Genomic DNA, 25,642 nt, shown 5'->3' with positions numbered 1-25,642 from the left:
GCTGTGACTTCGCCATACTTAATCCTATATGATGCAGCGCTCCGGTATCGATGCCAGTGGGCCGCGGCCGCATTGGTTTTAAGGTTGGGACGCCGGAGCGTTGTCCTTTGAGGGAGACCCCGTGCAGACGACCCTGCTCGGCTTGGCGATTGCCTTCATCCTTGCGCTCCTTGCTGCGCTGATCGGCCCGTACTTCGTCGACTGGAACCAGTTCCGGCCGCAGTTCGAGGCCGAGGCGGGCAAGATCATTGGCGTGCCCGTGCGGGTCGCCGGTGCGCTGGACGCACGGCTGTTGCCGACGCCGACGCTGCGGCTGCGCCAGGTCACCTTCGGCGGCGCCAACCACCTCGGCAAGCTGCGCGCCGACAAGCTCGACGTCGAATTCAGCCTCGGCGACCTCATGCGTGGGCAGTGGCGGGCGAACGAGCTCACCATCGGCGGCATGGCGGCCGATCTCGGCCTCGATGCCAAGGGGCAGGTCGACCTGCCGGCAGCCTCCGGCCGCTTCGATCTGGCCGCGCTCGCCATCGACCGGCTCAACCTCACCGGCCGTGTCGCGCTGCACGACGCGGCCAGCCGCTCGACGCTGGAACTGACCGACATCGTCTTCTCCGGCGACGTGCGTTCGCTGGCCGGTTCGCTGCGCGGCGACGGCGCGGTGTCGATCCGCGGCGGCCGCTACCCGTTCCGGGTGTCGTCGAGCCAGGACAAGGACTCCAACGGCCTGCGCGTCCACCTCAACATCGACCCGGGCGAGCGTCCCGTGATGGCCGACATCGAAGGCCTCATCAGCTTTCCCAACCGCTCGCCGAAGTTCGAGGGCGCGCTGACGCTGTCGTCGCCCCCGAAGGAGCAGGGCGCCGACAACGACAAGCCCGCCCAGCCCGTGAAGGAGTCATCCGCAAAGCAGGCTCAACAGGCCAAGGCGGGTCCGCTGAACCAGGCCGGCGCGACGCCTTGGCGCATCGCCACCAAGATCGTCGGCGACCAGGCGTCGGCCAAGCTCGACCAGATCGAGGTCAGCTTCGGCCAGGAGGATCGCTCGCTCAAATTCGCGGGCAGCGGCGACGTCCGTTTCGGCGCCGCCCCCGTGCTGAAAGCCTCACTGTCCGCACGCCAGCTCGATGCCGACAAGCTCCTGGCCGGCGGTGACGACATCAAGGATCGGCGGGCGATCGCGCCCGCGCTGGTGCTGCCGGCGCTGCGCAATTGGATCGCACAACTGCCGACCCTGCCGATGCCGGCCAACGTGCAGTTCGCGACCGAGCAGATCATGCTTTCCGGCCGCCCGGTGCAGAACTTTACCGCCGACCTCCACAACGAGCCTTCGGCATGGAGCCTCGAAAAGGTCGATCTGCGCGCGCCCGGCTCGACACGGCTGACCTTCCGGACCATCGGCATCTCGACCTCGGTCACATCGGGCTTCACCGGCGCGCTTGATCTCGAATCGTTGGAGCCCGACACGCTGGTGGCCTGGCTGCAGGGCCGCGGCGATAGCAGCTATCGCACCCAGCGTCCGCTGCGGCTACGTGGCGACCTCAACGTGGCGCCGGAGCGGGTCGCGATCGACAGCCTCAAGGCCGACATCGACGGCGGCTCCGTCGATGGACGCGTCGCCCTCGTCAACCGGCCAGCGGGGCCGGGCTCGCGTTTCGAGGCGGTGCTGAAGGGCGATCGGCTCGATCTCGACGCGGCGATGGCCGTGACCCGTTCGCTGGTCGGCGTTACCGGCGAGTGGCCGGCGGAGGCCAGCGTGGCGCTGGACGTCGGCCGCGCCAAGCTCAGCGGCCAGGAGCTGCGTCCGCTCACCGCGCGCTTTTCCTACGATCCCAAGACCATCGCCATCGACCAGATCAAGTTCGGCCAAAGCAGCGGCGTGACGAGCGAGGGCTCCGGCCGGTTCGATCGCGCCGATGCAACCGGGCGGCTGGTGGTGACCTCGATGGCCGGCTCGCTCAAGGAGATCACTGCGCTGGTGCAGCCGCTCGCGCCGCAGATCGCCGCCCGCTTCGATGCGCTCGGCACGCCTGCCGGTGCCGCCCGGCTGAAGCTTACGCTCGATCTCGCCAAGGATCCGGCCAATGCCGATCGCAGCCAGGCCAAGGCGGTGCTCGATCTCGACGCGCCGCAACTGAAGGGCTCGGCGACGCTGACGGCAAAACCGTCGGCGGCGGCGCTGCGCAGCTTCGAGCTCGATGCGATCGATCGAACCGAGCTTGGAATCGAGAGCCGGGTGTCGTCGGAGCAGGGCAGTGCCGTGCTGGCGCTGCTCGGACTCGATCGCGTCGCGGCGGCGGGCAATGGTCCGGCCCAGTTCGACGCCAGCGTGACCGGCAGCTGGCGGACGCCGCTGCGGGTGAATGCGAAGCTGTCCGGCGCCGGTCTCGATGGCGATGCGCAAGGCTCCGTCGATCCCTGGGGCGACACCGCCAAGGCCAACGTCAATCTGCGCCTGCGCAGCGCCAATCTGTCGCCGTTGTTCGGATTGAAGCCGCAGGATCCGGCGGCGCAGAACATCCGCCTGTTCGGCCGTCTTGGTCTTTCCAACAATCGCGTGACGCTCGACGACATCGACAGCACGGTCGGGGGATCGCGGCTGCGTGGCCGGCTCGCGCTGGTGCTCGACGACGACAAGCAGATCGACGGCGAACTCGGGCTGGACGCGCTCGACGTGCCGCAAGTGTTCTCGGTGCTGATCGGCGGGGCCGGGCGTGAGCCGGCCGAGCCTTTGGGCGCCGGTCTCTTGAAGGGATGGCGCGGACGCGTCTCGTTTCAGGCCCTCAGCGGCGCCATTCTGAACGGCACTGATCTGCGTCCGCTGGGCGGCGCCATCAAGAGCGACGGCCAGTCGCTGACCATCGAGAATCTCAAGGGCAAGCTCGGCGGCGGCGACGTCAACGCGACCGTGGATGCGCGCTCCAACGCGAATGGTCTCGTCCTGAACGGCCGCGTCGAGTTGGCCGGTATTGACGGCAACGCGCTACGCTATCACAGCCTGAAGATGCCGGCCGGCAAGGTTTCGGCGCAGATGACGCTCGCCGCCGAAGGACGCAGCGTGCAGGCAATGATCAATGCGCTCTCGGGCAATGGCACGGTGACGCTTGACAATGCGGCGCTCCCCAATCTCGACCCGCGGGCGTTCGATGCGGCGTTGCGCGCGGCCGACGCAGGCCAGGTGAGCGACGACGGCAAGTTGCGGCAGGTGATCGAGCCGGTGCTGGCATCGGGGACGTTGCCGGTCACGGCTGCGCAGATCCCCTTCATCATCCGCGATGGCCGGCTGCGTGTCGGCGCCACCACGCTCGAAGCGCAGGGCGCCCGTGCCATCGTCTCCGGTGGCTTCGACATTCCGGCCGATCAGGCCGACATTCGCGTCAGCCTGAGCACGAGCACGGTCGGCAATGCCAATAGCCGTCCCGAGATCCAGCTGTTCGTGGTCGGGACGTCCGAGGCGCTGACGCGCGCGGTCGACGTCACCTCGCTGTCGTCGTGGCTGGCGGTGCGTGCCATCGATCGCGAGACGCGGCGGCTGGATGCGATCGCGCGCGGCGAGGTGCCGCCGGCCTATCCGTCGTCGACGGCGTCGCTGCCCGGTGCACCCGAGGCTGGCCCGGCGGCACCGAGCGCGGCCGACGTGCCGCTGCCCGGTCGTGATCCGCGGCGCGAGCCGCGCACCAAGCTCGGTGGTCCGCGCGCCGTCGTGCCGCCGCTGACCCCGCCGCTCTCGGCTCCCGCCCCTGCGCCTCAGCCGGCGGCACCGATGGCATCGAGCCAGCCGCAGGTCGCGCCCTTGCCGCCGCCGGTCGAGATCAAGCCCGCGCCGGGTGCGCTGCCGCCGCGCCCACGGCCGGTGCCGCGTCCGCCGGTCGTGCTGACGCCGCCGGGCAGTCCATGATGCCGGCTGACGGCGTGCGGGGACCGCGCCGATGATGACCTTGCGACAGGTCGAGGTCATTCGCGCGGTCATGGTGACGGGCACCATCAACGGCGCCGCGCGCCTGCTGAAGGTGTCGGCACCGGGCGTCAGCCGTCTGGTGAAATACACCGAGCGCTCGCTCGGCATCCGCTTTTTCCAGCGCCAGAACGGCCGCTACTTCCCGACGCCCGAGGCGCAGAACATCTTCGAGCAGATCAACAGCGTCTACGAGAAGGTCGACGATCTCAGCTACATCATCTCCAACATCGGCCGTGGCGCGCTGTCGGAACTGCGCGTCGGCTCGGTGCCCAGCATCTCCCAGGTGATGGTGCCGCGCGCGATCGAGCGCGTCCGCCGCCGCTATCCTGATTTGGGCATCGACATCAACATCCTCAAGATCGAGGAGGCGATCGACTATCTGATGCTGGGAAAGGGCGAGTGCGTGGCGATGAGCTACCGGCTCGATCATTCCGGGCTCGAATTCCTGCCGCTGGCCTCAGGCGAATTGTTCTGCATCGTGCCGCCGGGACACGAGCTCGCCGGCCGCAAACAGGTCTCGGCTGCCGAGATGACGCGCTATCCGCTGATCGGCATCGATCCCAACGACCCCTACGGCCGGATCATGGCCGAGATCTTCGCGCGCAACAAACTCAGCTACAATATCTCGATCAAGGCGCGCTTTGGCACCACAGTCTGCGCGCTGGTGAAGGCCGGGCTCGGCATCGCTGTGATCGACCAGTTCACGGTCGCGCATGGCGGCTATCCCGGCATTGAGTTGATCAAGATCGCCGAGCCGACGCGGTTCGACACCTACATCGCGGTCAAGCGCGGTACGCCGCTGTCGCTCTATGCCGAACACTTCATCGACTGCTTGCGCGCGGAGATGCGCGCGCTGGAGCCCGGCCGACGTCAGGTGGCCAAACCGGCGAAATCCGGTGGCGGCAAAAAATAACATGATGTTAGGTTCAGCCGATATTTGAGTAATTGTGTTAGCGAGCGGACGCGCTATCGTCTGCAACGAAATCCGCGCGTGCGGCGCTCGCACGTCACAGCAGCAAGAGACAAAAGCGAACGTGCCTGATCTTTCCGCGCTCAAAGCCCGAAAATTCCTGACCGGCTTGATCGGTGCCCCGATCGCGCATTCGGCCTCTCCCGCCATGCACGAGCACGCCGCGGCGGCGCTCGGCGTGCGCTGCCATTATCAGCTGATCGAGGTCGCCGGCGCGGATCGTGCCGGACTGGCGATGCTGCTGGAGGGCGTGCGCCGGCTCGGCTTTGCCGGCGTCAACGTGACCTATCCCTACAAGGAAGCCGTGGTCGAGCTGCTCGACGAGCTGGCGCCGAAGGCGGCGGCGATGGGCGCCGTGAATACCGTCGTCGTCCGCGACGGCCGGCTGATCGGCCACAACACCGATACCACCGGCTTCGAGCGCGCGGTGGCGCCGCTGGTCAGCCAGAGCCATCGCGGCGTCGTGGCGCTGATCGGGGCCGGCGGAGTCGGCAAGGCGATTGCCTTCGCACTTGCGAACCTCACAGTCGCTGGGCTGCGGATCTATGACACCGAGCGGGCGCGCGCCGCGAAGCTCGCGAGCCTGCTGCCTGCCGGCACCACGGTGACTGTCGTCGACAGCGTCGAAGACGCGCTTCAGGGAGCGGTGGCTGTCGTCAACGGCACACCGATCGGGATGCTGCCGAACCGCGGTACGCCGGTGCCGGATCACTTGCTGCGTGCCGACCTCTGGGTCGCCGACGCGGTCTATTCTCCGCTCTGGACTCCGCTGCTGAAAGCCGCCAGGGCCAAGGGCGCTCAGGTCCTGCTCGGCCGCGAGCTCGCGATTTACCAGGCCGCGGACGCCTTCGAATTGTTCACCGACCTTGTGCCTTCGACCGAGGCGATGGGGGCGGCCTTCGACAATCACATGGCGGAGAGATATCCGGCGGTTGACGCCGCCTGAGCCGACCGCCAATACGCGGCGGAACAAGTCGTTCAAGCAAGAAACGCAAACAAGCGTTTAGAGCAGAGGAGGAAACAACGTGAGATCGATCATCCTGGCCGGACTGTGCTCGGCCGTGCTGCTGTCCGGAGCCGCCTACGCGCAGTCCGGTGCCCCTATCAAGATCGCCAACGTCGCCGAGCTGTCCGGCGGTGGCGCGACCGTCGGCACCAACTGGAAGAACGGCATCGACCTCGCGGTCGAGGAGATCAACGCCAAGGGCGGCATTCTCGGCCGCAAGATCGAGGTGAGCCACGCCGACTCGCAGTCGAACCCCGGCGTCGCCCGTGCCCAGGTGCAGAAGGCGCTCGACGCCGAGCCCTATGTGCTGCTCGGGCCCGGCTATTCCGGATCGGTGAAGGTGACGGCGCCGCTGGCGGCCGAAGCCGGCATCACGCAGATCATGGGCGGCGAGGCGGCCGAGCTGACGCAGGCCGGCAACAAGTTCCTGTTCCGCACCTCGTTCGGCCAGCAATCGTCGATGCCGAAGGTCGCCAAGTACATCAACGACGAGATCAAGGCGAAGTCGGTGGCGGTGGTCTGGGTCAACAACGACTTCGGCCGCGGCGGACGCGACGTCATCACCAAGGAGTTCAACCGCCTCGGCATCAAGGTCGCGGCCGACCTGTCGACCGAAGCCGGCCAGGCCGACTTCGCCGCCGACGTCAGCAAGATCAAGGCGGCCGCGCCGGATGCCGTCTTCATCTATGTCAACGAGGAAGAGAGCGCGCGCATCCTCAAGGAGATCAAGCGCCAGGGCGTGACGGCGCCGCTGATCGGCGAGACCACGCTGGTCGGCCAGAAGGTCATCGAGCTCGCCGGTGATGCGGCCAACGGGGCTCGCGGCCATGTCGGCCTCACCACCGATGCGCCGGTCGAGGCCATCAAGGCGTTCCGCGACCGCTTCGTGAAGAAGTACAACTACGTGCCCGACCATAACGGCCTGAAGGGCTATCTCGCCATCTACATGGTCAAGGCCACGACCGAGAAGATGGGCAAGGTCGACTCCAAGGCGTTTGCCGATACGCTGCACGGCCTGACCATCAAGACATCGGCCGAGCCGAACATCCTGATGGACGTCACCTTCGACCAGAATGGCGACATCGATCGCCAGGGCTTCCTGGTCGAGGTGGTCGAAGGCAAGCAGGTCGTCAAGCAGGTGCTGCCGAAGCTCAACTGAGAACAACGGTCGACCGGCGGCGCCGGAGGGGATGCCAGTGCCGCCGTCACCCAAAGGCTTAGGGGGAAACGATGTCCAATCTGCTCGACCTGATCGTGGCGGGTCTCGCCACCGGCGCCATCTACGCGCTCGTTGCCGTCGGCTTCACCTTGCTGTGGCAGACCTCGCAGACCATCAACTTCGCCCAGGGCGAGTTCGTGATGCTGCCGGCCTTCCTGATGCTCGCGGTGATGCATCTCGGCGCGCCGTTCTGGCTCGCGGTTCTCGTCGGCATCCTGTTGTCGGCACTTCTGCTCGGTCTCGCCTTCAAGATGCTGCTGGTCGATCCGATGCTGCGGCATGGCGTGCTGCCGCTGGCGATCGCCACCATGGCGCTGGCGGTCGGGATCAAGGAGGCGGTGAAGCAGTTCTTCAGCGCCGAGGCCTCGCCTTTCCCTTCGATCGTGCCGGTCGGTGACGTCACCGTCCTGGGCCGGGCGATTTCGCTGCAGAGCCTCGGCGTGCTCGCCGTCGCGATCCTCGCGGTCGTCGGATTGACCACGCTGTTGAACCGCACCTCGCTCGGCCATCAGATGCAGGCGGCCGCGCAGAATCCCACGGTGGCGCGCATCATCGGCGTGCCCGTCGAGCGTATGATCCTCCTGACCTTCCTGATCAATGCCGTGCTGGTCGCGCTGGCGTCGCTGCTGATCACGCCGATCTATCTCGCGAAGTTCTCCAGCGGCGAGGTGCTCGGGCAGGCGGCGTTCATCGCCGCGATCGTTGGCGGCTTCAACCAGGTGCGCGGTGCCATCGCCGGCGGTCTCCTGATCGGCGTCGTCGACAACCTCGCCGCGGCCTACGTCTCCACCCAGTATCGCGCCGCCGTTCCGTTGGTGCTGCTGATCCTTGTCATCCTGTTCCGGCCGCAGGGCCTGCTCGGACGCGCCGAGGAGCGTACGGTATGAGCAAGCACAGCAGACTGCTTCTCGTCGCGCTGGCCGTCGTGGTCATTGCGGGTCTGATCATCATCCCGATGAACTTCAACCGCTACGGCCTGTACATCCTGAGCCAGTGGGCCGTGATGACCATCGCCGCGATGGGATTGAACCTTACGCTTGGCTACGCCGGGCAGGTGTCGCTGGCGCAGGGCGCCTTCGTCGGCATTGGCGCCTATGGGGCGGCGATCCTGACCACGCATGGCTGGCCGCTGATTGCCGCGCTCGGCCTCGTCATCGTGATCTGCTTCATCGTCGGCTGGCTCCTCGGCTATCCGGCGCTGCGCGTTCAGCATCACTATCTCGCCTTCGTCACGCTCGCGTTTTCGACGCTGGCGTTCCTGGTGTTCCGCAACGAGAGCTGGCTCACCAACGGCATCTACGGCATCAGCAACATTCCACGTCCCGACATCTTCGGCTTCCCGACCCGCAAGCCGCTGCCGTTCTACTATCTCTGTCTCGGCTCCCTCGGCCTCGTGACGCTCGCGATGTGGTGGCTGATCCGCTCGCCCTGGGGCCGCGCCTTCATGGCGCTGCGCGAAAATCCGATCCGGGCGCAATCGCTCGGCATCGACACGCGCCGCTATACGCTGATGGCGTTCGCGATCGGCTCGGTGCTCGGCGGCATCTCCGGCGTGCTCTATGCGCCGCTGACGCAATATGTCGATCCCGTACCGTTTAACCTGCAGCTCTCGCTCGACCTCCTGATGATGGTCATCGTCGGCGGGGCCGGCTTCATGCTGGGACCGTTCCTCGGCGCCATGATCGCGGTGCTGCTGCCGGAGTGGCTGCGCTTCGCGGAAGGCTATTATCTGATGCTCTATGCGGCCGCCGTGATCGTGCTGCTGATCTATTCGCCGAGCGGCATTCTCGGCATCCTCGACCGCTATCTCAGCTCACGGCGAACCCAGGCGGCGTCCGCGTTGCGGGCCGCGGCTCAGTCCAAGCTGGAGGCCGTGCGATGACCGCAGTTCTCGACGTACGCGACGTCAAGAAGAGCTTCGGCGGAATCACCGCCGTCAACGGCGTCAGCTTCGACGTGCACGAGGGCGAAATCCTCGGTCTCATCGGCCCCAACGGCTGCGGCAAGTCGACCTTGTTCAACTGCATCCTCGGCCAGCTGGTGCCGAGCGCGGGCGAGGTCAGGGTCGACGGCAAGCTCGTCACCGGCCAGCGCCCGTCCGAGCTGAACCGCCTCGGCGTCAGCCGCACATTTCAGCTGCTGCAGGTGTTCCCGAAACTGTCGGTGCGCGACAATCTGATCCTCGCGGGCCAGGAGCATCGCGGCGGCATGCTGTCGCGCCTGTTCGGCCCGTCGGATGCGGGGCTCACGGAGGCGGCCGATCAGATGATCGGCTTCTTCAAGCTTGAGCATCTCGCCAACGAGCCGGCCGGTGGCTTGTCCTATGGTCAGCAGAAGCTGCTCGATGCCGCCATGGCCTTCATGGGCGGCCCGCGGCTGGTGCTGCTCGACGAGCCTGCAGGCGGCGTCAACCCGACCATGCTGGGCGACCTCAAGGAGCGGCTGATCGCGATCAACCGCGAACGCCGCGCCACCTTCGTGGTGATCGAGCACAACATGGAGTTCGTGATGTCGCTGTGCTCGCGCGTCATGGTGATGGCGGAGGGCAAGGTGCTGGCGATCGGCAAGCCCGACGAGATCAGGGCCAACCCGGCCGTGATCGAAGCCTATCTCGGACATTGAGGAGACGGCGATGAGCGATCCCATTCTCGACGTCCAGAACCTCGTCGGCGGCTACGGCAAGATGACGATCCTCAACGGCACGACCTTCTCGGTGCCGGCGGGCTCGATCACCACCGTCATCGGTCCGAACGGCGCCGGCAAGTCGACCGTGTTCAAGGCGATCTTCGGCCTGCTCAAGCTGCGCGAAGGCAAGGTGGTCTTCAAGGGCCGCGACGTCACCGGCTTGAGCCAGCGCGCGCTGCTCGGCGCCGGCATCTGCTACATCCCGCAGGGCCGCAACATTTTCGGCGAGCTGTCGGTCCGTCACAATATCGAGCTCGGCGGCGTGGCCGCACCGCGCGAGTTCGATCTGGCCGCCCGTGTCGAGGCGGCGCTCGACGTCTTTCCCGTGCTGCGCAGGAAGGCGGACCGGCAGGCCTCGACCCTGTCAGGCGGCGAGCAGAAGCAGCTCGAAATCGCGCGCGGGCTTCTGCTCGAGCCGCAGCTCGTGCTGATCGACGAGCCCTCCATCGGCCTGTCGCCCTTGATGGTGCAGCAGACCTTCGACATGCTAAAACAATTGCGCGACCGCGGCGTCTCGGTGCTCCTGATCGAGCAGAATGCGCGCTCGGCGCTGGAGATCTCCGACTACGGCATCGTGCTCGAGCTCGGCCGCACCCGCATCATCGACAAGGCCGACCGCGTGCTGGCCGATCCGCGCATCGGCCAGCTGTTCCTGGGCGGCGCGATGGAGGAGACGGCGGCATGAACCAGCGCTCGATCGCAACGGTCTCCATCTCAGGCGCGCTCGACGAGAAGCTCAAGGCGATCGCCGCCGCCGGCTTCGATACGGTCGAGATCTTCGAGAACGATCTCGTCGCGTTCGGGATGCGGCCGCGCGAGATCGGGCAGATGTGCCGCGACCTCGGACTTGCGATCTGCGCCTATCAGCCGTTCCGCGATTTCGAGGGCATGCCGGAGCCGCAGCGCGCGCGCAACTTCATCCGCGCCGAGCGCAAGTTCGACCTGATGCAGGAACTCGGCACCGATCTGCTGCTGATCTGCAGCAGCGTGTCGCCGGCCTCGCTCGGCGGCATCGACCGGGCCGCCGCCGATTTCCACGAGCTCGGCGAGCGCGCCGCGAAGCGCGGCTTGCGCGTCGGCTACGAGGCGCTGGCCTGGGGCCGCCACGTCCATGACTATCGCGATGCCTGGGAGATCGTCCGCCGCGCCGATCACAAGGCGATCGGCGTCATCCTCGACAGCTTTCATGCGCTGGCGCCGGCGCTGCCGACCAACGCGATCCGCGCGATTCCGGCCGACAAGATTTTCCTGGTGCAGCTTGCCGATGCGCCGAAGCTCGAACTGGATGTGCTGTCCTGGAGCCGGCATTTTCGCAGTTTTCCGGGGCAGGGCGATCTGCCGGTAGGCGCGTTCATGGAGGCGGTCGCCGCGACCGGCTATTCCGGGCCGCTGTCGCTGGAGATCTTCAACGATCAGTTCCGCGCCGGCTCGGCGCCGCGCACCGCGCTCGATGGCATGCGCTCGCTGCTGCTGTTGCAGGACGACCTCGCTGGAAAGACGCCGGCGTCATCGGCCGCGCGCTTCGAGCCTCGGGTCAAGAGCCACGGCATCGGCTTCGTCGAGTTCGCGGTCAGCGAGGACAAAGCGGAGTCTCTGGCGGGACTGTTCGGACAGCTTGGCTTCCGCAAGACGGGGCGTCATCGCAGCAAGGCGGTGCAGCGCTGGTCCCAGGGCGCAATCGAGTTGGTGATCAACTGCGAGCCGGCCAGTTTTGCGCATTCACACTACGTCACGCATGGGGCTGGTGTCTGCGCGTTGGCGCTGGACGTCGACAGTGCCGCTCGTGCCATGGCGCGGGCGCAGTCCTTGAAGACGCGCACCTTCACCCAGCCGGTCGGGCCGGGCGAGCTGGAGATCCCGGCGATCCATGGTGTCGGCGGCAGCCTGCTGTACTTCCTGGATACCCACGGGCGTCACTGGGACGTCGATTTCGAAGCCGTCGCCAGCGACAAGAGCACCGACCGTCTCGTCGCGGTCGATCACATCGCCCAGTCGATGCCGCATGAGGAGATGCTGTCCTGGCTGCTGTTCTATGCCGGGCTGATCGACTTCTCCCGCCTGCCGCAGATGGAGATCGCCGATCCCAGAGGCCTCGTGCAGAGCCAGGCGATCGTCAACGGCGATCGCAGCCTGCGCTTCATCCTCAACGGCTCCTCGGCGACGCGCACCTTGTCGTCGCGCTTCATCTCCGAGTTCTTCGGCTCCGGCGTCCAGCACATCGCGTTCTCCTGCGACGACATCTTCGCGGCCGTGGCCGAGATGCGCGCCCGCGGCGCCGGCTTCCTCGACATTCCCGACAACTACTACGACGATCTCGAAGCCAAGTATGATCTTGCGCCCGACACGGTCGCCGCGCTCCGTGCCAACGAGATCCTGTACGACCGCGACGGCGACGCCGAGTTCTTCCAAGTCTACACCCATATCTTCGAGGAGCGCTTCTTCTTCGAGATCGTGCAGCGCCGCAACTATCAGGGCTTCGGTGCGGCCAATGCCGCGATCCGGCTGGCAGCGCAGGCCCGCGAGGTGCGGCCGGACGCGATGCCGCGGCTTTAGCTCAGGGCTCGGGCCGGATGCCGGGCAGCCGGACGATCTCCTCGGCGAGATAGTCGATCAGCAGCCGCACGCGCGCGATGCCGGCGCGCTCCGGGACGATCAGCATGTTGAGGGGAGTCGATGGCAGACGGTGGTCGGGCAGGATGACCGTCAGCCTGCCAGCCGCGATGAGGTCGTCGACCAGCCACGCATGGCTCCCGCCGATTCCGCGCCCGGACAGCACGGCCTCTCGAACCGCGAGTCCGTGATTGGTGCGGAAGCAGCCTCTGAACGGCACCTCATGGCGTTCTCCGTCGGGTCCCATGACGACGAGCGACTCGCTGCCCGCGACGTTGGTCATGCGGACGCCGTCATGCCCGATCAGCTCCTGCGGCGTGCGCGGCGTGCCGCGTTTCTCCAGATAGTCCGGCGAGGCGACAAGAAGCCGGTGCGAGTAGCCGAGCGGCCGCAGCTTCAGAGAACTGTCGGTGAGCGGAGCGAGACGCAGTGCGATGTCGACACCCTCCCGCACGAGGTCGATGCGCTCGTCGGTCAAATTGAGATCGATCGCGATGTCCGGATAGCGATCCTGGAACGCGAAGACCAGCCGCGTGATGTGCAGGATCCCGAAGGCCGCCGTACAGGAGATCCGGATCGTGCCGGCGGCGGCGCCACGCGCACCGCGTGCCTCGTCGCCGGCCTGGTCGATCAGGCGGAGGATCTGGACGCAGTTCGCGTAATAGCGGCTGCCTTCGTCGGTCAGGGTGACGCGCCGGGTGGTGCGGCTGAGCAGCGGCACGCCGATCGCATCCTCCAATTCCTGAAGGTGACGCGAGATGGTGGATTGGCCCAGCCCGAGCTCGCGCGCCACGGCCGACAGGCTGCCGCGCTCGGCAACCCGGACGAAGCTGCGCATGTTGATGAGGCTGATGCCTGACTTATCCATAAATCAGCATAATGTTATCGATATATGCCATATAGTGGATAGGTGGCGCGCGTCTATGTTCCGGCTGTTCCAGCAAAGGGATCAAGGCCATGAATGTGCTGCTCGTCTCCGCCCACCCAGAACCCCGCTCGCTCAACGGCGCCCTACGCGACGTCGCGGCCGCCGAGCTCGAATCTCAAGGCCATCAGGTCAGGGTCTCGGATCTCTATGCGATCGGCTGGAAGGCGGCTGCGGATCGCGCCGACTTTCCGCAACTGCCGCCGGATGCGCGCCTCAACGTTGCCACCGCGTCGGGCGAGGCCTTCAAGACGCACACGCTCACTGACGACGTTAGGGCCGAGCAAGAGAAGCTCTTGTGGGCCGACGCGGTCATCCTGCAGTTCCCGCTGTGGTGGTTCACGATGCCCGCGATTCTCAAGGGCTGGGTCGACCGGGTGTATTCCTACGGCTTCACCTATGGCGTCGGCGAGCACAGCGACAAGCGCTGGGGCAACCGCTATGGCGAGGGTGTGTTTGCCGGCAAGCGCGCGATGCTGGTCGTGACCACCGGCGGCTGGGAGGAGCACTATTCGGCGCGCGGCATCAACGGGCCGATCGACGATCTGCTGTTTCCGATCAACCATGGCATCCTGTTCTATCCCGGCTTCGACGTGCTGCCGGCCTTCGTGGCGCACAAGGCGAGCCGGATCGACGAGGCCGGATTTGTTGAGATCGCTGACCGACTGCGCGCGCGGATGCGGACGCTGTTCACGGATCAGCCGATTCCGTACCGGCGGCAGAACCACGGCGACTATCTGATCCCGTCGATGCAGCTTCGTCCTGAGCTCGGCGCGCCGGACGCGCGCGGCTTCGCGCTGCATGTCGACGCCGCGCGCTGACGCGGAGGGCGCGGGCTCAGCCCGCGCCCATCGCGACCGCGATGTGGTAGGTCGCGAACGCCGCCGCATAGGCCAGCGCGAACATGTAGAAGAAGGTGACAGCCATCCAGCGCCAGCTGCCGGTTTCTCGGCGGATGACGGCGAGCGTCGAGGCGCATTGCGGGGCGAAAATGTACCAGGCGAGCAGCGCCAGCGCCGTGGCGAGGCTCCATTTGCTGGCCAGCACCTGTCCGATCTGCTCGGCGGCCTCCTTGCCGCCTTCGATCGCATAGACGGTGCCGAGCGCGGCGACTGCGACTTCGCGGGCGGCCATGCCGGGTACCAGCGCCACCGCGATCTGCCAGTTGAAGCCGACCGGCGAGAGCAGGGGGGCGATCGCCTGGCCGATCATCGCCGCGAGGCTGTAATTGATCGCGGGCTCGGTCGCGCCCTCCGGCGGCTGCGGGAACGACGCCAGGAACCAGATCAGCACCATCATCGCGAAGATCGTGGTGCCGGCGCGTTGCAGGAACATCTTGGCGCGGGTGTATACGCCGATCGCGATGCTGCGCAACCGCGGCATCTTGTAGTCCGGCAGCTCCAGCATGAACGGCGCCGGCTGGTAGTCGCGCATCAGGAAGAACTTGACCAGGAACGACACCAGCAGCGCGCTGATGATCCCGGCGGCGTAGAGCCCGAACATCACCAGGCCCTGCAGGTTGACCAGGCCCCAGATCTTCGTCGGCGGGATGAAGGCCGAAATGATCAGCGTATAGACCGGGATCCGCGCCGAGCAGGTCATCAGCGGCGCGATCAGAATCGTGGTGAGCCGGTCGCGCCGGTTGTCGATCACGCGTGTCGCCATGATGCCGGGAATGGCGCAGGCAAAGCTCGAGAGCAGCGGGATGAAGGCGCGGCCATGCAGCCCGGCGCCGCCCATGATGCGGTCCATCAGGAACGCCGCGCGCGCCATGTAGCCGAAATCTTCCAGGAGCAGGATGAACAGGAAGATGATGATGATCTGCGGCAGGAAGACGATGACGCTGCCGACGCCGGAGATCACCCCGTTCTGCAGGAAGCTCTGCAGCAGGCCTTCGGGAAGCTCGTCGTGAACGAGCTGGCCGAGCGCATCAAAAGCCGCCGATAGCACCTGCATCAGCGGCTGGGCCCAGGCGAACACCCCCTGAAACATCACGAACAGGATCGCCAGCAGGATCAGCAGGCCGCCGACCGGATGCAGCGCGATGGCATCGATCCGGGCGGTCCAGGTATCGGGCCGCTCGGGCAGGCTGACCGTCTCCGCGATGATACGGTCGGCCTCGCGCTGGGTGGCGCGCAGCTCCGGGACCGTGAGGGGACGCCAGGTGTTGGCGCGCTCTCCGGTGGCCGCGGCCGCCTGGGCCAGGAGTTCGTCGGTCAGCCGCAGCAGGTCGTCGGTGCCGCCCTTGCGCACGGCGATCGACGTCACGACCGGCACGCCCAGCGCCTGCGACAGCGCGGAGACGTCGACCGTTACGCCGCGCCGCTTGGCGATGTCGAACATGTTGAGCACGAGCGCCAGCGGCCGGCCGGTGCTCTTGAGCTCGAGCAGCAGCCGGATGGTCAACCTGAGGTTGGTGGAGTCGGCAACGCACAACACCAGGTCGGGCAGGACCTCGCCGGTGGCACGTCCCAGCACGAAATCCCTGGTGATTTCCTCGTCAGGGCTGCGACCGCGCAAGGAATAGGTGCCGGGCAGGTCGACCAGCGAGACCTGGCGGCCCTGCGGGGTGACGAAGGCGCCCTCTTTGCGCTCGACCGTGACCCCGGGATAGTTCGCGACCTTCTGGCGGCTTCCCGTCAGCGCGTTGAACAGCGAGGTCTTGCCGCTGTTGGGCGTACCCACCAGGGCCAGATGCAGCAGAGGGCTTTCCATGACGACGCTTTCCGCGCGGCCTATGCCACGATGACGGCCATGGCCTCGCGCCGGCGGACCGCGACGGTGATGTTGTCGACACGCACGGCGATCGGGTCGCGCCCGACGATCCCCTCATGCAGGATTTCGACCCGGGCGCCCTCGACGAAGCCCAGTTCGATCAGCCGGCTCTCCAATTCGACGTCCGGCAGGGACGAGCTTGCGCCGCCCGCAGCCAGATGCTGGATTGTTCCGGTATAGCCTCGCCGGGCGAGACCGAGCGGCTGAGGCGGCCTTGTATCGCAGATTTCGCTCATAGCCTGTATTTTCAATCGCGTGCCAAGAGGTCAAGCGCGGCATGTTAAATGCCGCGGCATCTTAGAGCGATTTTAAACAGGCCGGGCGGATCGCCGTCTGATCTGCCTCAAGGAGCCGCGGCGGCTGCCGTGTGCCGGGTGTCCACCGCCGCCTTCGGCTCGAGGCCTGAAGACGCTGCGGCGCGGCTCTTGAAGTGGTCGAGCACGAACAGCCGGATCGCCGAGGACAGGTTGCCCTGCTGGCGATTGTTGTCGATCTCTCCGACCAGCTCGGACAGGGTCATGTTACGGAGACCCGAAATCTCCTTCATGCCGTTCCAGAAGGCCTCTTCGAGGCTGACGCTGGTCTTGTGGCCTGCGACCACGATTGAACGTTTTACGACGGGCGACTTCATCACGCGTCCTCGCCATTGATACGATGTTGATCGAGTAATTCGTTCGCGCGCTTGTCGCGTTGGGCGTCAGTTGCGCGTTCGGACTTCGTCCTGCCGAAGCGAGCGCGGTTGCTTTCGGCGACCTTCGCTTCCTGATCGCGCTCCACGCGCTTTCTGAAACGCTTCAAGTTGATGACATCACCCATGCTTGCTCCAATCATCTAAGCCATCGAACGTCGCGACGAGAGCATGCGCATTGCGCGGATGAGCCCAGGCGTTCTCCAGACAATCATGTCATCGCTCCCTGATAGTTCGATGGCCATTCGCGTCGTTGCGAGCGGGATTTGTTTACTCAACAAACGCAGCAGAACTTGTAGTCGAGAGTATCCTTTAGGGGTTAACAGCGAGAATTGCATCACCCCCCGTAGTACTACGGGGCTACCGCTACGCTCGCCCCGGCCTTGTCATCCTCTCGGGTTGAACGAGGCGGTCGAATTCGTCCTCGGAGACGAGACCGAGCCGCAAGGCCTCTTGTTTCAGCGTGGTGCCGCGCTGATGCGCTGATTTCGCGACCTTGGCAGCGTTGTCGTAGCCGATCTTCGGCGCAAGCGCTGTCACCAGCATCAGCGAGCGCTCCATCAGCTCGCGAATGCGAGCAGCGTCGGCCTGAATACCGGTTACGCAATGTTCGCTGAATGAACGTGCTGAATCACCTAGTAATTGTATGGACTGCATCATGCAATGTGAAAGCAATGGTTTGTAGACGTTCAGTTCGAAATGACCCTGACTGCCGCCCATGGTGATCGCCGTGTGATTGCCGAACACCTGGCAACACACCATCGTGAGCGCTTCGCACTGCGTCGGGTTCACCTTGCCCGGCATGATCGAGGAGCCCGGCTCGTTCTCCGGCAGGATCAATTCTCCCAATCCGGAGCGCGGGCCTGAGCCGAGGAAGCGGATGTCGTTAGCGATCTTGAACAGGCCGGCGGCCGCCGCATTCAGCGCACCATGGGTGTACACATAGGCGTCGTTGGACGCGAGCGCCTCGAATTTGTTGGCCGCGCTGGTGAAGGGCAGGCCGGTGATGTCGGCAACATGCTTGGCGAACAGCTTTGCGAACTTCGGATCCGCGTTCAGGCCGGTGCCCACGGCGGTGCCGCCCTGCGCCAGCGGCAGGAGATCCCGCGCCGCAATCTCGATTCTTGCGATCGCGCTCTCGACCTGCGCGGCGTAGCCGGAGAACTCCTGCCCCAGCGTGAGCGGCGTGGCGTCCTGGGTGTGGGTGCGGCCGATCTTGACGATGTCCGCGAACGCCTCCTGCTTGGCGCGCAATGCCGCCAGCAGCTCCGACAGCGCCGGCACCAGATGGCCCGAGATCGCGCGCGCTGCGGCGATGTGCATCGCGGTCGGGAACGAGTCGTTGGACGACTGGCTCATGTTGACGTGGTCGTTCGGATGAACGGGCTTCTTGGTGCCGCGCTCGCCCCCCAGCAGCTCGCTGGCGCGATTGGCGATCACCTCGTTGAGGTTCATGTTGCTCTGGGTGCCCGAGCCGGTCTGCCAGACGACCAGCGGAAAGTGGTCGTCGAGCTTGCCGTCGATGACCTCCTGCGCCGCTTGGACGATGGCGTCCGCCATGCGCGGCTCGAGCAGGCCGAGCTCGCGGTTGGTCTGGGCCGCGGCCATCTTCACCAGCGCAAGCGCGTGCACGATGGCGATCGGCATGCGGTCGTGGCCGATGCGGAAATTCTGACGGCTGCGCTCGGTCTGCGCGCCCCAATAGCGATCGGCGGCGACCTCGATCGGGCCGAAGCTGTCGGTCTCCGTGCGCGTCGCTCCGTGCGATGATGGATTTGCTGAATGTGCCATGAAGCATGCCCATGATTGGTGGTGAACCGGCGTCGACCGGTTCAAGCATGCTTCAATCTAGTGGTCCAACCGGCGTTCCGCGCGCGGCGAATGCGCCTACTTCTTGCGGAAACGGTCCAGGCGCACGACCTCGGCGCCTTCTCCCGGCGAGGCCGGCGGGAGCGGCTTGTCGTCGCTGGTCTCGGCCGGTGTCGCAGGCAGCGGACCGGCGATGGCCGATGGCGCCGGTGCGGCCGGCAGCTTCGGAGCTGGCGGCGTCTCGGCAATCGCCTCCGACGGCTCGAACTGCAGTCCGAATTGCACGGACGGATCGAAGAAGCTCTTGATCGCGTGGAACGGCACCACGAGGCGCTCAGGGATGCCGCCGAACGACAGGCCGACCTCGAACCGATCCTCCGAAACCACCAGATCCCAGAACTGGTGTTGCAGGATGATCGTCATCTCCTCCGGATATTGCGCGAGCAGCCGCGGCGACAGCTTCACGCCCTCGGCCTTGGACACGAAGGTGATGAAGAAATGATGCTCGCCCGGGAGACCATGGGCAGCAGCGTCGGTCAGCACCCGGCGCAGCACCCCGCGCAACGCGTCGCGCGCCAGCACATCGTATCGAATATGATCCGTCGCCATGATCGGTCCTGTATCGTGAGGGCTGCGCCCGACGTGTCGAGCGGCCGCGCCCGGCAGGCAGCAGCATTCCCGACTCGCGTCAGTCACATCGTACCCGGCATCGGTGCCGAGGTCAGCAGCCATGCCGGTCGATCGCCAGATATGGGAACGGGTAGAAGCTGGCGGAAGTCCGGTCAACGGAGGAATGAACGGATGACGCGCCAAAAAACTGGGGACAGCACGGCCCGCGACGGGGAGACCGGCCAAAGCGGGGCAAGTGAAAGTGGAGGCTTCTGTTGCCAGGTGCCTCCGAACCCCGCCTAACGGAGCTTAACCCGTTAGGACTTTAAGGTGGTCTTTCAAACTGCGTTACGCAGCCTGAGCAACCGGAGCAAAGTTGTCGTTGGCAACTATTGCAGTAGCCCGATAACGGCGGAACAATACCGGGAAAAAGCTCGCCCTTTACGCCCTCGTCGATCCTATTTCGCCCCCGCCAAAACCCATCTGTCGGTGGGCTTTGGTGGAGGCGCCGGGTACCGCCCCCGGGTCCGAATGGTTTATTTCGACGGCGATTTATTTCCATAGCCGGCAAGCCGGCACCCCCTATATAGGCCGCCGGCCGGCGGATGCACAGGGCCGAAACGCCGCGGCGCGCGACAAAAATGTGGGCGGCTGCTGGGAACCTCTGGTTCGACCTTGGCAGCCTGGTTTTCGTCCTCCTACAGTGCGGCATGCCTCCCGAAGCTGCGCAGGTTGCCTCTCCCGCTGCCGACATCGCCAGACACCCGCCCAGCCTCCGCACGCTCTTCTTCGCATTCGCGAAAATGTCGCTGTCGGGCTTCGGCGGCGTGCTGGTGTTCGCGCGGCGTGCGATCGTCGATGAGCATCACTGGATGACGGCGGAGGAGTTCAACGCGACCTTCGCGCTCTGTCATTTCCTGCCCGGACCGAACATCGTGAATTTCTCCGTGGTGTTCGGCGCGCGATTGCGCGGTGTCGCGGGTGGAATCGCTGCCTTTGCAGGCCTGCTCGGACCACCGATGCTGCTGATCACCTCTCTCGGTGCCATCTACGGTCATTTTGGACAAGCCGACACGTGGCGACGGGCGCTTGCAGGCGTGTCCTGCGTGGCCGTGGGTCTGCTGGCGTCGGTGGTGTTTCGCATGATCTCGCCGCTCCTGAAGAAGAGCGACGTGGCGGGCGTTGCCGTCGTGGCTGGCGTGTTCGTGGCGATCGGGCTGGCGCGCCTGCCGCTTCAGGAGGTTCTGCTGGTGGCCGTGCCGCTCAGCCTAGCCGTCACCTATGCCAAGACGCGGTCGGCACGATGAGCGGGGACGACAATCCGTTGTTCCAGCTGTTCTGGACCTTTGCGTTGATCTCGCTGTTTGCGGTTGGCGGCGCAGTGGCGGCGATTCCCGAACTGCAACGTGTTGCAGTCGAGGCCCGGCACTGGATGACGGACAAACAGTTCGCCGATCTGTTCGCACTCTCGCAATTGTCGCCCGGGCCCAACGTTCTGATCGTCACCCTGATCGGCTATTCGGTCGCAGGCGTGGCAGGTGCGGCGGTCGCGACGATCGCGATGTGCGGTCCCACCGCCGTGCTCTCCTATTTTGTCAGCCGCTGGCTCTCGAATGCGCGGGATGCGCGCTGGCCCGCCATGCTGCAGGCGACGCTGGTGCCGTTGTCGATCGGCTTGATGGCGGCGAGCGCATGGATTCTCGGTCAGGCTTCCGACCAGACGTGGCGGGCGTTCGCGCTGACGGTCCTTGCCGCAGTCGTTGCATCTATGACGCGACTCAATCCGCTCTGGCTGCTCGCCGCGGGCGGCTGTCTTGGTTTTGCTGGCCTTCTCTAGGGAAAGTCGCTAGGCAAAATAGAAGCGCGACCGGTTTGCTCCGGGCCGCCGAACGAAAACAGTGCCGGCCATCAAGGCCGATCGGGGAGGGCGAGGCATGGCCGAGACCACGGGCCAATTGTCGGGCGAAACGGCGGGCATGTCGGCCGCCCGCAGCGTGACCGGCGCATCGATCATTCTGGTCCTTGCCTTCGCGCCACAGATCATCGAACTGCTGATCGCCTTGGCCGGTCTTGTAGGTCCACTCTCCGGACGCGGTCCGCTGCAGGTCATTGGAGCCCATGCGTCGGCCTTGTCAATGGCGATCCCGAGCCTGGCGCAGCAATATGCCGCAAGCGGCAAGACCTCGCTGTCTTCCGATGTTCTGCTGGCGCTCATCTACACCTATCCGCTGATCGCGGTCGCGGTGTTCACATTCATGGTACGTCCACGCGCGCCGCAGGACTATTTCGGCGGCGTCGTGCTGATGGCGATCGCGCTGTTCGCGTTGTGGGCCTCCAGCGACCTGCAGGGCATGCGCGGCTTCTCGTTCGGTGCCGGAACTGCGCCGCGGATGTTCGGTCTGCTGCTGCTAGGGCTCGGAGCTGCCGTGGCCGTGATCGGCGTCGTGAGTGAAGGCGCGCAGCTTGCGACCTATCACTGGCGCGGACCGCTGTTCGTCTCGCTCGCGATCCTGACCTTCGCCGTCTCCATTCGCCCGCTCGGACTATTGGTCACGGGGCTTGCAAGCTTCCTGATCGCGGCGATCGGCAGCCCCGAGACGCGCTGGCGCGAGGCCCTGATCGTCGGCATCTGCCTGACCGGCGGCTGCGCGCTGCTGTTCCCCTACGTGCTGGGGTTGCCGATGCCGCTGTTGCCGCGTTTCCTTTTGCAGTGAGGGCGTGATGGATCTGTTTGCAAATCTCGCCCACGGTTTCGCCGTCGCGTTGTCGCCAATCAATCTGCTGATGTGCCTGATCGGCGCGCTGGTCGGCACGCTGGTCGGCGTTCTCCCGGGCATCGGGACCATCGCCACCGTCGCGATGTTGCTGCCGATCACCTTCGGCCTGCCGCCGGTCGGCGCGCTGATCATGCTGGCCGGCATCTACTACGGCGCCCAGTATGGCGGCTCGACGACGTCCATCCTGGTCAACATTCCCGGCGAGGCGACGTCGGTGGTGACCGCGCTCGACGGCTTCCAGATGGCGAAGCAGGGCCGTGCCGGTCCGGCGCTGGCGATTGCCGCGATCGGCTCATTCTTCGCCGGCTGCGTTGCCACCGTGCTGATTGCGATCCTCGGCGCGCCGTTGACCAAGCTCGCGCTGGCGTTCGGCCCGGCCGAGTATTTCTCGCTGATGGTGCTGGGCCTGATCTTCGCAGTCGTGCTGGCGAAGGGCTCGGTGCTGAAGGCGATCGCAATGATCGTGCTCGGCCTGCTGCTGTCGATGGTCGGCTCGGACATCGAGACCGGCGTCTCGCGCATGGCCTTCAATATTCCCGAGCTCGCCGACGGCCTGGGCTTTGCCACCGTCGCGATGGGCGTGTTCGGCTTTGCCGAGATCATTCGCAATCTCGATGCCGGCGCGGAGATGGACCGCGACCTCGTGCAGAAGAAGATCACCGGCCTGATGCCAACCAGGAAGGATCTGAAGGACTCCGCGCCGGCGATCCTGCGCGGCACGGTGCTCGGTTCGATCCTGGGCATCCTGCCGGGCGGAGGTGCGGTGATCGCCTCGTTCGCGGCCTATACGCTGGAGAAGAAGATCGCGCGAGATCCGTCGCGGTTCGGTCGCGGTGCGATCGAGGGCGTCGCGGCGCCGGAGAGCGCCAATAATGCGGCGGCGCAGACCTCCTTCATTCCGCTGCTGACGCTCGGCATTCCGCCGAATGCGGTCATGGCGCTGATGGTCGGCGCGATGACCATCCACGGCATCGTGCCGGGCCCGCAGGTGATGCAGAAGCAGCCCGATCTGGTCTGGGGCATGATCGCCTCGATGTGGATCGGTAATCTCATGCTGATCATCATCAACCTGCCGCTGGTCGGCATCTGGGTGCGGCTCTTGCGCGTGCCATACCGGCTGATGTTCCCGTCGATCGTGATCTTCTGCGCGATCGGCATCTATTCGGTTAACAACGCGCCGGTCGACGTCGTCCTGGCGGGCGCGTTCGGCCTCGTCGGCTACTGGCTGATCAAGCATGATTTCGAGCCGGCGCCGCTGTTGCTCGGCATGGTGCTGGGCCCGTTGATGGAGGAGAACCTGCGCCGGGCGCTGCTGATCTCGCGCGGCGACTGGTCGGTGTTCCTGACGCGGCCGCTGTCGGCCGTGCTGCTCGCGATCGCGGCGGGGCTGTTGGTGCTGGCGGTGCTGCCGACGTTGCGCCGCAAGCGCGACGAGGTCTTCGTGGAGAGCGAAGGCTGACCTGCGTCGGCGGACCGGACGCCGGAGTCGCTCGGGACGCTGGTGAAGGGCGAGATCGTCAAATGGTCCGCGGTCCTCAAGCCGGCGAGCTGGGTACGGAACGGCCATGGATCGGGAGGGGGGGGCGGAACGTGCGGTTCCGCCCTTGTCGTTTGCAGCGGTGGCCGACATTTTTCGGGGTATAATTGGCGGCCGGGCCGAGTCGAGGCTAGGGCCGGGCGATCCCTGTCGTTAAGTTCGCCGCCTTCTGCGAAAGGCCGCCAGCGCGCACCATGCACCAGTATCACGACCTGCTCGAACGCATCCTGTCCGACGGCGCCGAGAAGCACGACCGCACCGGCACCGGCACGCTGTCGGTGTTCGGCCACCAGATGCGCTTCAACCTTGCGGCCGGCTTTCCGCTGGTGACCACCAAGCGGCTGCCGCTCAAGGCGATCGTGCACGAGCTGCTGTGGTTCCTGAAGGGCGACACCAACATCAAATATCTGCACGACAACGGCGTCACCATCTGGGACGAGTGGGCCGACGCCAATGGCGATCTCGGCCCCGTCTACGGCTATCAGTGGCGCTCGTGGCCGACGCCGGACGGCGGTCATATCGACCAGATCACGAACGTGATCGACATGATCAGGCGCAATCCGGATTCGCGCCGGCTGATCGTGACGGCCTGGAACCCGGCCGACGTCGAGAAGATGGCGCTGCCGCCGTGCCACTGCCTGTTCCAGTTCTATGTCGTGAACGGCAGATTGTCGTGCCAGCTCTACCAGCGCTCGGCCGACGTCTTCCTCGGCGTGCCCTTCAACATCGCATCCTATGCGCTGCTGACGATGATGGCGGCGCAGGTGACGGGATTGAAGCCCGGCGAATTCGTGCACTCCTTCGGCGACGTGCATCTCTATTCCAACCATATCGAGCAGGCGCGGCTGCAGCTCACGCGCGCTCCCCGTCCGCTGCCGACCATGACGCTCAATCCGAACGTCAAGGACATCTTCGGCTTCCGCTACGAGGACTTCGCGCTCGCCGGCTACGATCCGCATCCGCATATCAAGGCCGAGGTCGCGGTCTGACGCATGCCGGTTTTGATCCGTAGCGCCCGGCCAGACGACATCGGAAGCGTATTCGCGCTGATCCGGGAGCTCGCCGACTACGAGAAGCTATCGCACGAGGTCGGCGCGAGCGAGGCCGACATCGCCGGCGCGCTGTTCTGTGAGCACCCGACGCTGTTCTGCGATCTCGCCGAATGGAACGGCGCGGTGGCGGGCTTCGCGGTCTGGTTCGTCAACTTCTCCACGTTCGCCGGCAAGCCAGGGATCTATATTGAAGACCTGTTCGTGCGGCCGGTGTTTCGCCGCAATGGCATCGGCCAGGCCTTGCTCGGTCACCTCGCGCGCACCTGCGTCGAAAAGGGCTGGGCGCGGCTGCAATGGTCGGTGCTCGACTGGAATGCTCCTTCCATCACTTTCTACAAATCGCTCGGCGCCGAGCTCATGGACGAGTGGACGCTATGCAAGGTGACCGGCGAAGCTCTGGCTCAACTGGCGGAGAGGGCGCCGTGATCGAGATCGTGCTGATCGTCGCGGTCGCCGACAACGGCATCATCGGCGCCGCCGGTGCGATCCCGTGGCGGCAGAAGAGCGACATGCAGCGCTTCAAGGCGATGACCATGGGCCGCCCGATCGTGATGGGCCGCAAGACCTTCGTCTCGTTTCCGCGCCGGCCGCTGCCGGGCCGCACCAACATCGTCGTCACCCGCGATGCCGAGTTTCGCGCGCCGGGCGCGATCGTGACCCATACCGTCGATGAAGCGCTCGGCATCGCGCGTGGTGATGCGCTGCGGCGTTCAGCCGCGGAGATCGCGGTCATCGGAGGCACAGAGCTCTTTGCTGCGACGATGCCGGTCGCCGACCGGCTGGAGATCACCGAGGTGCATGCGAGCCCGCCTGGCGATACCGTGTTTCCGGCGATCGACCCGGCCCAATGGGAAGAGGTGGCGCGGGAGCGCCATGCCTCGGGGCCCGACGATCAGGCCGAATTCTCCTACGTCACCTATCGCCGGCGGCGGTGAGCGTTTCGCCGGTCGGATCGACGCGACGGCCCCCTCAAGACCATCCGTTAATGATGAAGTCGCGCAGTTTGGCCGCGTGGCGGAGCTGAG

General features: G+C 65.8%; 24 protein-coding genes and 1 other RNA gene. 17 read left to right on the top strand and 8 right to left on the bottom strand.

All coding sequences use genetic code 11. From position 1 onward, the window contains the following. Positions 1-121: 121 nt before the first annotated feature. The 9 genes from QX094_RS04025 (at position 122) to QX094_RS03985 (ending at position 12,388) form a co-directional block, all read left to right on the top strand. Entirely contained in the window at positions 122-3,895 is a 3,774-nt protein-coding gene (locus tag QX094_RS04025) for an AsmA-like C-terminal region-containing protein (protein WP_316187649.1), read from the top strand. A gap of 31 nt (positions 3,896-3,926) precedes the next feature. Then, positions 3,927-4,868 carry a LysR family transcriptional regulator gene (locus QX094_RS04020; protein WP_315713383.1) on the top strand — a complete coding sequence of 314 codons (942 nt, stop codon included), beginning with the start codon at positions 3,927-3,929 and terminating at the stop codon, positions 4,866-4,868. A gap of 121 nt (positions 4,869-4,989) precedes the next feature. Beyond that, on the top strand, positions 4,990-5,871 hold the full coding sequence (locus tag QX094_RS04015) for a shikimate dehydrogenase (protein WP_316183983.1): 882 nt from the start codon (positions 4,990-4,992) through the stop codon (positions 5,869-5,871). A gap of 79 nt (positions 5,872-5,950) precedes the next feature. Next, entirely contained in the window at positions 5,951-7,090 is a 1,140-nt protein-coding gene (locus tag QX094_RS04010; protein WP_315713381.1) for an ABC transporter substrate-binding protein, read from the top strand. A gap of 71 nt (positions 7,091-7,161) precedes the next feature. Beyond that, entirely contained in the window at positions 7,162-8,037 is an 876-nt protein-coding gene (locus QX094_RS04005) for a branched-chain amino acid ABC transporter permease (protein WP_315752465.1), read from the top strand. Further along, the gene (locus QX094_RS04000; protein WP_316169794.1) at positions 8,034-9,032 is read left to right on the top strand and encodes a branched-chain amino acid ABC transporter permease; all 999 of its coding nucleotides are present in this window, start codon (positions 8,034-8,036) and stop codon (positions 9,030-9,032) included. Before QX094_RS04005 ends, QX094_RS04000 begins: the two co-directional genes overlap by 4 nt. Continuing rightward, on the top strand, positions 9,029-9,772 hold the full coding sequence (locus QX094_RS03995; RefSeq protein WP_316169793.1) for an ABC transporter ATP-binding protein: 744 nt from the start codon (positions 9,029-9,031) through the stop codon (positions 9,770-9,772). The genes QX094_RS04000 and QX094_RS03995 overlap by 4 nt, the downstream gene beginning before the upstream one ends. A 10-nt stretch (positions 9,773-9,782) precedes the next feature. Then, on the top strand, positions 9,783-10,520 hold the full coding sequence (locus tag QX094_RS03990; protein WP_315713377.1) for an ABC transporter ATP-binding protein: 738 nt from the start codon (positions 9,783-9,785) through the stop codon (positions 10,518-10,520). Continuing rightward, positions 10,517-12,388: a bifunctional sugar phosphate isomerase/epimerase/4-hydroxyphenylpyruvate dioxygenase family protein gene (locus QX094_RS03985; protein WP_316183980.1), complete on the top strand. Its 1,872-nt coding sequence runs from the start codon at positions 10,517-10,519 to the stop codon at positions 12,386-12,388. The genes QX094_RS03990 and QX094_RS03985 overlap by 4 nt, the downstream gene beginning before the upstream one ends. Before the next feature lies 1 nt (position 12,389). Here QX094_RS03985 and QX094_RS03980 read toward each other — a convergent pair whose 3' ends face one another. Then, complete coding sequence (locus QX094_RS03980; protein ID WP_316183978.1) at positions 12,390-13,313, bottom strand: LysR family transcriptional regulator; 924 nt, start codon at positions 13,311-13,313, stop codon at positions 12,390-12,392. Between the two features lie 89 nt (positions 13,314-13,402). On the opposite strand from QX094_RS03980, the gene QX094_RS03975 reads away from it, so the two are divergent. Continuing rightward, the gene (locus QX094_RS03975; RefSeq protein WP_316183976.1) at positions 13,403-14,191 is read left to right on the top strand and encodes an NAD(P)H-dependent oxidoreductase; all 789 of its coding nucleotides are present in this window, start codon (positions 13,403-13,405) and stop codon (positions 14,189-14,191) included. Positions 14,192-14,207: 16 nt separating this feature from the next. Here the strand turns inward: QX094_RS03975 and QX094_RS03970 are convergent, their stop codons facing one another. The 7 genes from QX094_RS03970 to ssrA all read right to left on the bottom strand — a co-directional run bounded on the left by QX094_RS03970 (position 14,208) and on the right by ssrA (position 19,867). Further along, positions 14,208-16,085, bottom strand: a complete 1,878-nt coding sequence (locus QX094_RS03970) for a ferrous iron transporter B (protein WP_315713373.1) — start codon at positions 16,083-16,085, stop codon at positions 14,208-14,210. 20 nt (positions 16,086-16,105) lie between these two features. Next, positions 16,106-16,381, bottom strand: coding sequence for a ferrous iron transport protein A (locus tag QX094_RS03965; RefSeq protein ID WP_315713372.1), 276 nt, complete (start codon positions 16,379-16,381; stop codon positions 16,106-16,108). Between the two features lie 107 nt (positions 16,382-16,488). Beyond that, complete coding sequence (locus QX094_RS03960; protein WP_315713371.1) at positions 16,489-16,776, bottom strand: ribbon-helix-helix domain-containing protein; 288 nt, start codon at positions 16,774-16,776, stop codon at positions 16,489-16,491. Beyond that, a complete protein-coding gene (locus tag QX094_RS03955) occupies positions 16,776-16,961 on the bottom strand; it encodes a DUF4169 family protein (RefSeq protein WP_315713370.1) in 186 nt (61 codons plus the stop codon). Before QX094_RS03955 ends, QX094_RS03960 begins: the two co-directional genes overlap by 1 nt. A 238-nt stretch (positions 16,962-17,199) precedes the next feature. Continuing rightward, a complete protein-coding gene (gene fumC / locus QX094_RS03950; protein ID WP_316183974.1) occupies positions 17,200-18,624 on the bottom strand; it encodes a class II fumarate hydratase in 1,425 nt (474 codons plus the stop codon). A gap of 96 nt (positions 18,625-18,720) precedes the next feature. After that, complete coding sequence (locus tag QX094_RS03945) at positions 18,721-19,251, bottom strand: SspB family protein (protein WP_316183973.1); 531 nt, start codon at positions 19,249-19,251, stop codon at positions 18,721-18,723. Between the two features lie 261 nt (positions 19,252-19,512). Next, positions 19,513-19,867, bottom strand: a transfer-messenger RNA (tmRNA) gene (gene ssrA, locus QX094_RS03940). Positions 19,868-19,961: 94 nt separating this feature from the next. Here ssrA and QX094_RS03935 point away from each other — a divergent pair. From QX094_RS03935 to QX094_RS03905, 7 genes are all read left to right on the top strand, one after another. After that, positions 19,962-20,558, top strand: a complete 597-nt coding sequence (locus QX094_RS03935) for a chromate transporter (protein WP_315713652.1) — start codon at positions 19,962-19,964, stop codon at positions 20,556-20,558. Further along, entirely contained in the window at positions 20,555-21,088 is a 534-nt protein-coding gene (locus tag QX094_RS03930; RefSeq protein ID WP_315713367.1) for a chromate transporter, read from the top strand. The genes QX094_RS03935 and QX094_RS03930 overlap by 4 nt, the downstream gene beginning before the upstream one ends. 97 nt (positions 21,089-21,185) lie before the next feature. After that, entirely contained in the window at positions 21,186-21,965 is a 780-nt protein-coding gene (locus QX094_RS03925) for a tripartite tricarboxylate transporter TctB family protein (RefSeq protein WP_315713366.1), read from the top strand. Between the two features lie 7 nt (positions 21,966-21,972). Further along, the gene (locus QX094_RS03920; protein WP_315752476.1) at positions 21,973-23,487 is read left to right on the top strand and encodes a tripartite tricarboxylate transporter permease; all 1,515 of its coding nucleotides are present in this window, start codon (positions 21,973-21,975) and stop codon (positions 23,485-23,487) included. Between the two features lie 272 nt (positions 23,488-23,759). Next, a complete protein-coding gene (locus QX094_RS03915; protein ID WP_316187648.1) occupies positions 23,760-24,554 on the top strand; it encodes a thymidylate synthase in 795 nt (264 codons plus the stop codon). A gap of 3 nt (positions 24,555-24,557) precedes the next feature. Beyond that, positions 24,558-25,043 carry a GNAT family N-acetyltransferase gene (locus QX094_RS03910; protein WP_316187647.1) on the top strand — a complete coding sequence of 162 codons (486 nt, stop codon included), beginning with the start codon at positions 24,558-24,560 and terminating at the stop codon, positions 25,041-25,043. Beyond that, positions 25,040-25,552: a dihydrofolate reductase gene (locus QX094_RS03905; RefSeq protein WP_315752478.1), complete on the top strand. Its 513-nt coding sequence runs from the start codon at positions 25,040-25,042 to the stop codon at positions 25,550-25,552. The genes QX094_RS03910 and QX094_RS03905 overlap by 4 nt, the downstream gene beginning before the upstream one ends. Positions 25,553-25,642: the final 90 nt, after the last annotated feature.

It is taken from the genome of Bradyrhizobium sp. SZCCHNS1050 (genome assembly GCF_032484785.1).
Lineage (GTDB): Bacteria > Pseudomonadota > Alphaproteobacteria > Rhizobiales > Xanthobacteraceae > Bradyrhizobium.
Note: the sequence above shows the minus strand (reverse complement) of the source record. Positions and strands in the feature narration are given on the sequence as shown.

Coding starts and splice junctions, on each gene's coding strand:
- QX094_RS04020 (WP_315713383.1), top strand. CDS start 3,927: ATGATGACCTTGCGACAGGTCGAGGTCATTCGCGCGGTCATGGTGACG.
- QX094_RS04000 (WP_316169794.1), top strand. CDS start 8,034: ATGAGCAAGCACAGCAGACTGCTTCTCGTCGCGCTGGCCGTCGTGGTC.
- QX094_RS03985 (WP_316183980.1), top strand. CDS start 10,517: ATGAACCAGCGCTCGATCGCAACGGTCTCCATCTCAGGCGCGCTCGAC.
- QX094_RS03945 (WP_316183973.1), bottom strand. CDS start 19,251: ATGGCGACGGATCATATTCGATACGATGTGCTGGCGCGCGACGCGTTG.
- QX094_RS03970 (WP_315713373.1), bottom strand. CDS start 16,085: ATGGAAAGCCCTCTGCTGCATCTGGCCCTGGTGGGTACGCCCAACAGC.
- QX094_RS03935 (WP_315713652.1), top strand. CDS start 19,962: ATGCCTCCCGAAGCTGCGCAGGTTGCCTCTCCCGCTGCCGACATCGCC.
- QX094_RS04005 (WP_315752465.1), top strand. CDS start 7,162: ATGTCCAATCTGCTCGACCTGATCGTGGCGGGTCTCGCCACCGGCGCC.
- QX094_RS03915 (WP_316187648.1), top strand. CDS start 23,760: ATGCACCAGTATCACGACCTGCTCGAACGCATCCTGTCCGACGGCGCC.
- QX094_RS03965 (WP_315713372.1), bottom strand. CDS start 16,381: ATGAGCGAAATCTGCGATACAAGGCCGCCTCAGCCGCTCGGTCTCGCC.
- QX094_RS03960 (WP_315713371.1), bottom strand. CDS start 16,776: ATGAAGTCGCCCGTCGTAAAACGTTCAATCGTGGTCGCAGGCCACAAG.
- QX094_RS03910 (WP_316187647.1), top strand. CDS start 24,558: ATGCCGGTTTTGATCCGTAGCGCCCGGCCAGACGACATCGGAAGCGTA.
- QX094_RS03995 (WP_316169793.1), top strand. CDS start 9,029: ATGACCGCAGTTCTCGACGTACGCGACGTCAAGAAGAGCTTCGGCGGA.
- QX094_RS03920 (WP_315752476.1), top strand. CDS start 21,973: ATGGATCTGTTTGCAAATCTCGCCCACGGTTTCGCCGTCGCGTTGTCG.
- QX094_RS03925 (WP_315713366.1), top strand. CDS start 21,186: ATGGCCGAGACCACGGGCCAATTGTCGGGCGAAACGGCGGGCATGTCG.
- QX094_RS03975 (WP_316183976.1), top strand. CDS start 13,403: ATGAATGTGCTGCTCGTCTCCGCCCACCCAGAACCCCGCTCGCTCAAC.
- QX094_RS03955 (WP_315713370.1), bottom strand. CDS start 16,961: ATGGGTGATGTCATCAACTTGAAGCGTTTCAGAAAGCGCGTGGAGCGC.
- fumC (WP_316183974.1), bottom strand. CDS start 18,624: ATGGCACATTCAGCAAATCCATCATCGCACGGAGCGACGCGCACGGAG.
- QX094_RS03930 (WP_315713367.1), top strand. CDS start 20,555: ATGAGCGGGGACGACAATCCGTTGTTCCAGCTGTTCTGGACCTTTGCG.
- QX094_RS03980 (WP_316183978.1), bottom strand. CDS start 13,313: ATGGATAAGTCAGGCATCAGCCTCATCAACATGCGCAGCTTCGTCCGG.
- QX094_RS03990 (WP_315713377.1), top strand. CDS start 9,783: ATGAGCGATCCCATTCTCGACGTCCAGAACCTCGTCGGCGGCTACGGC.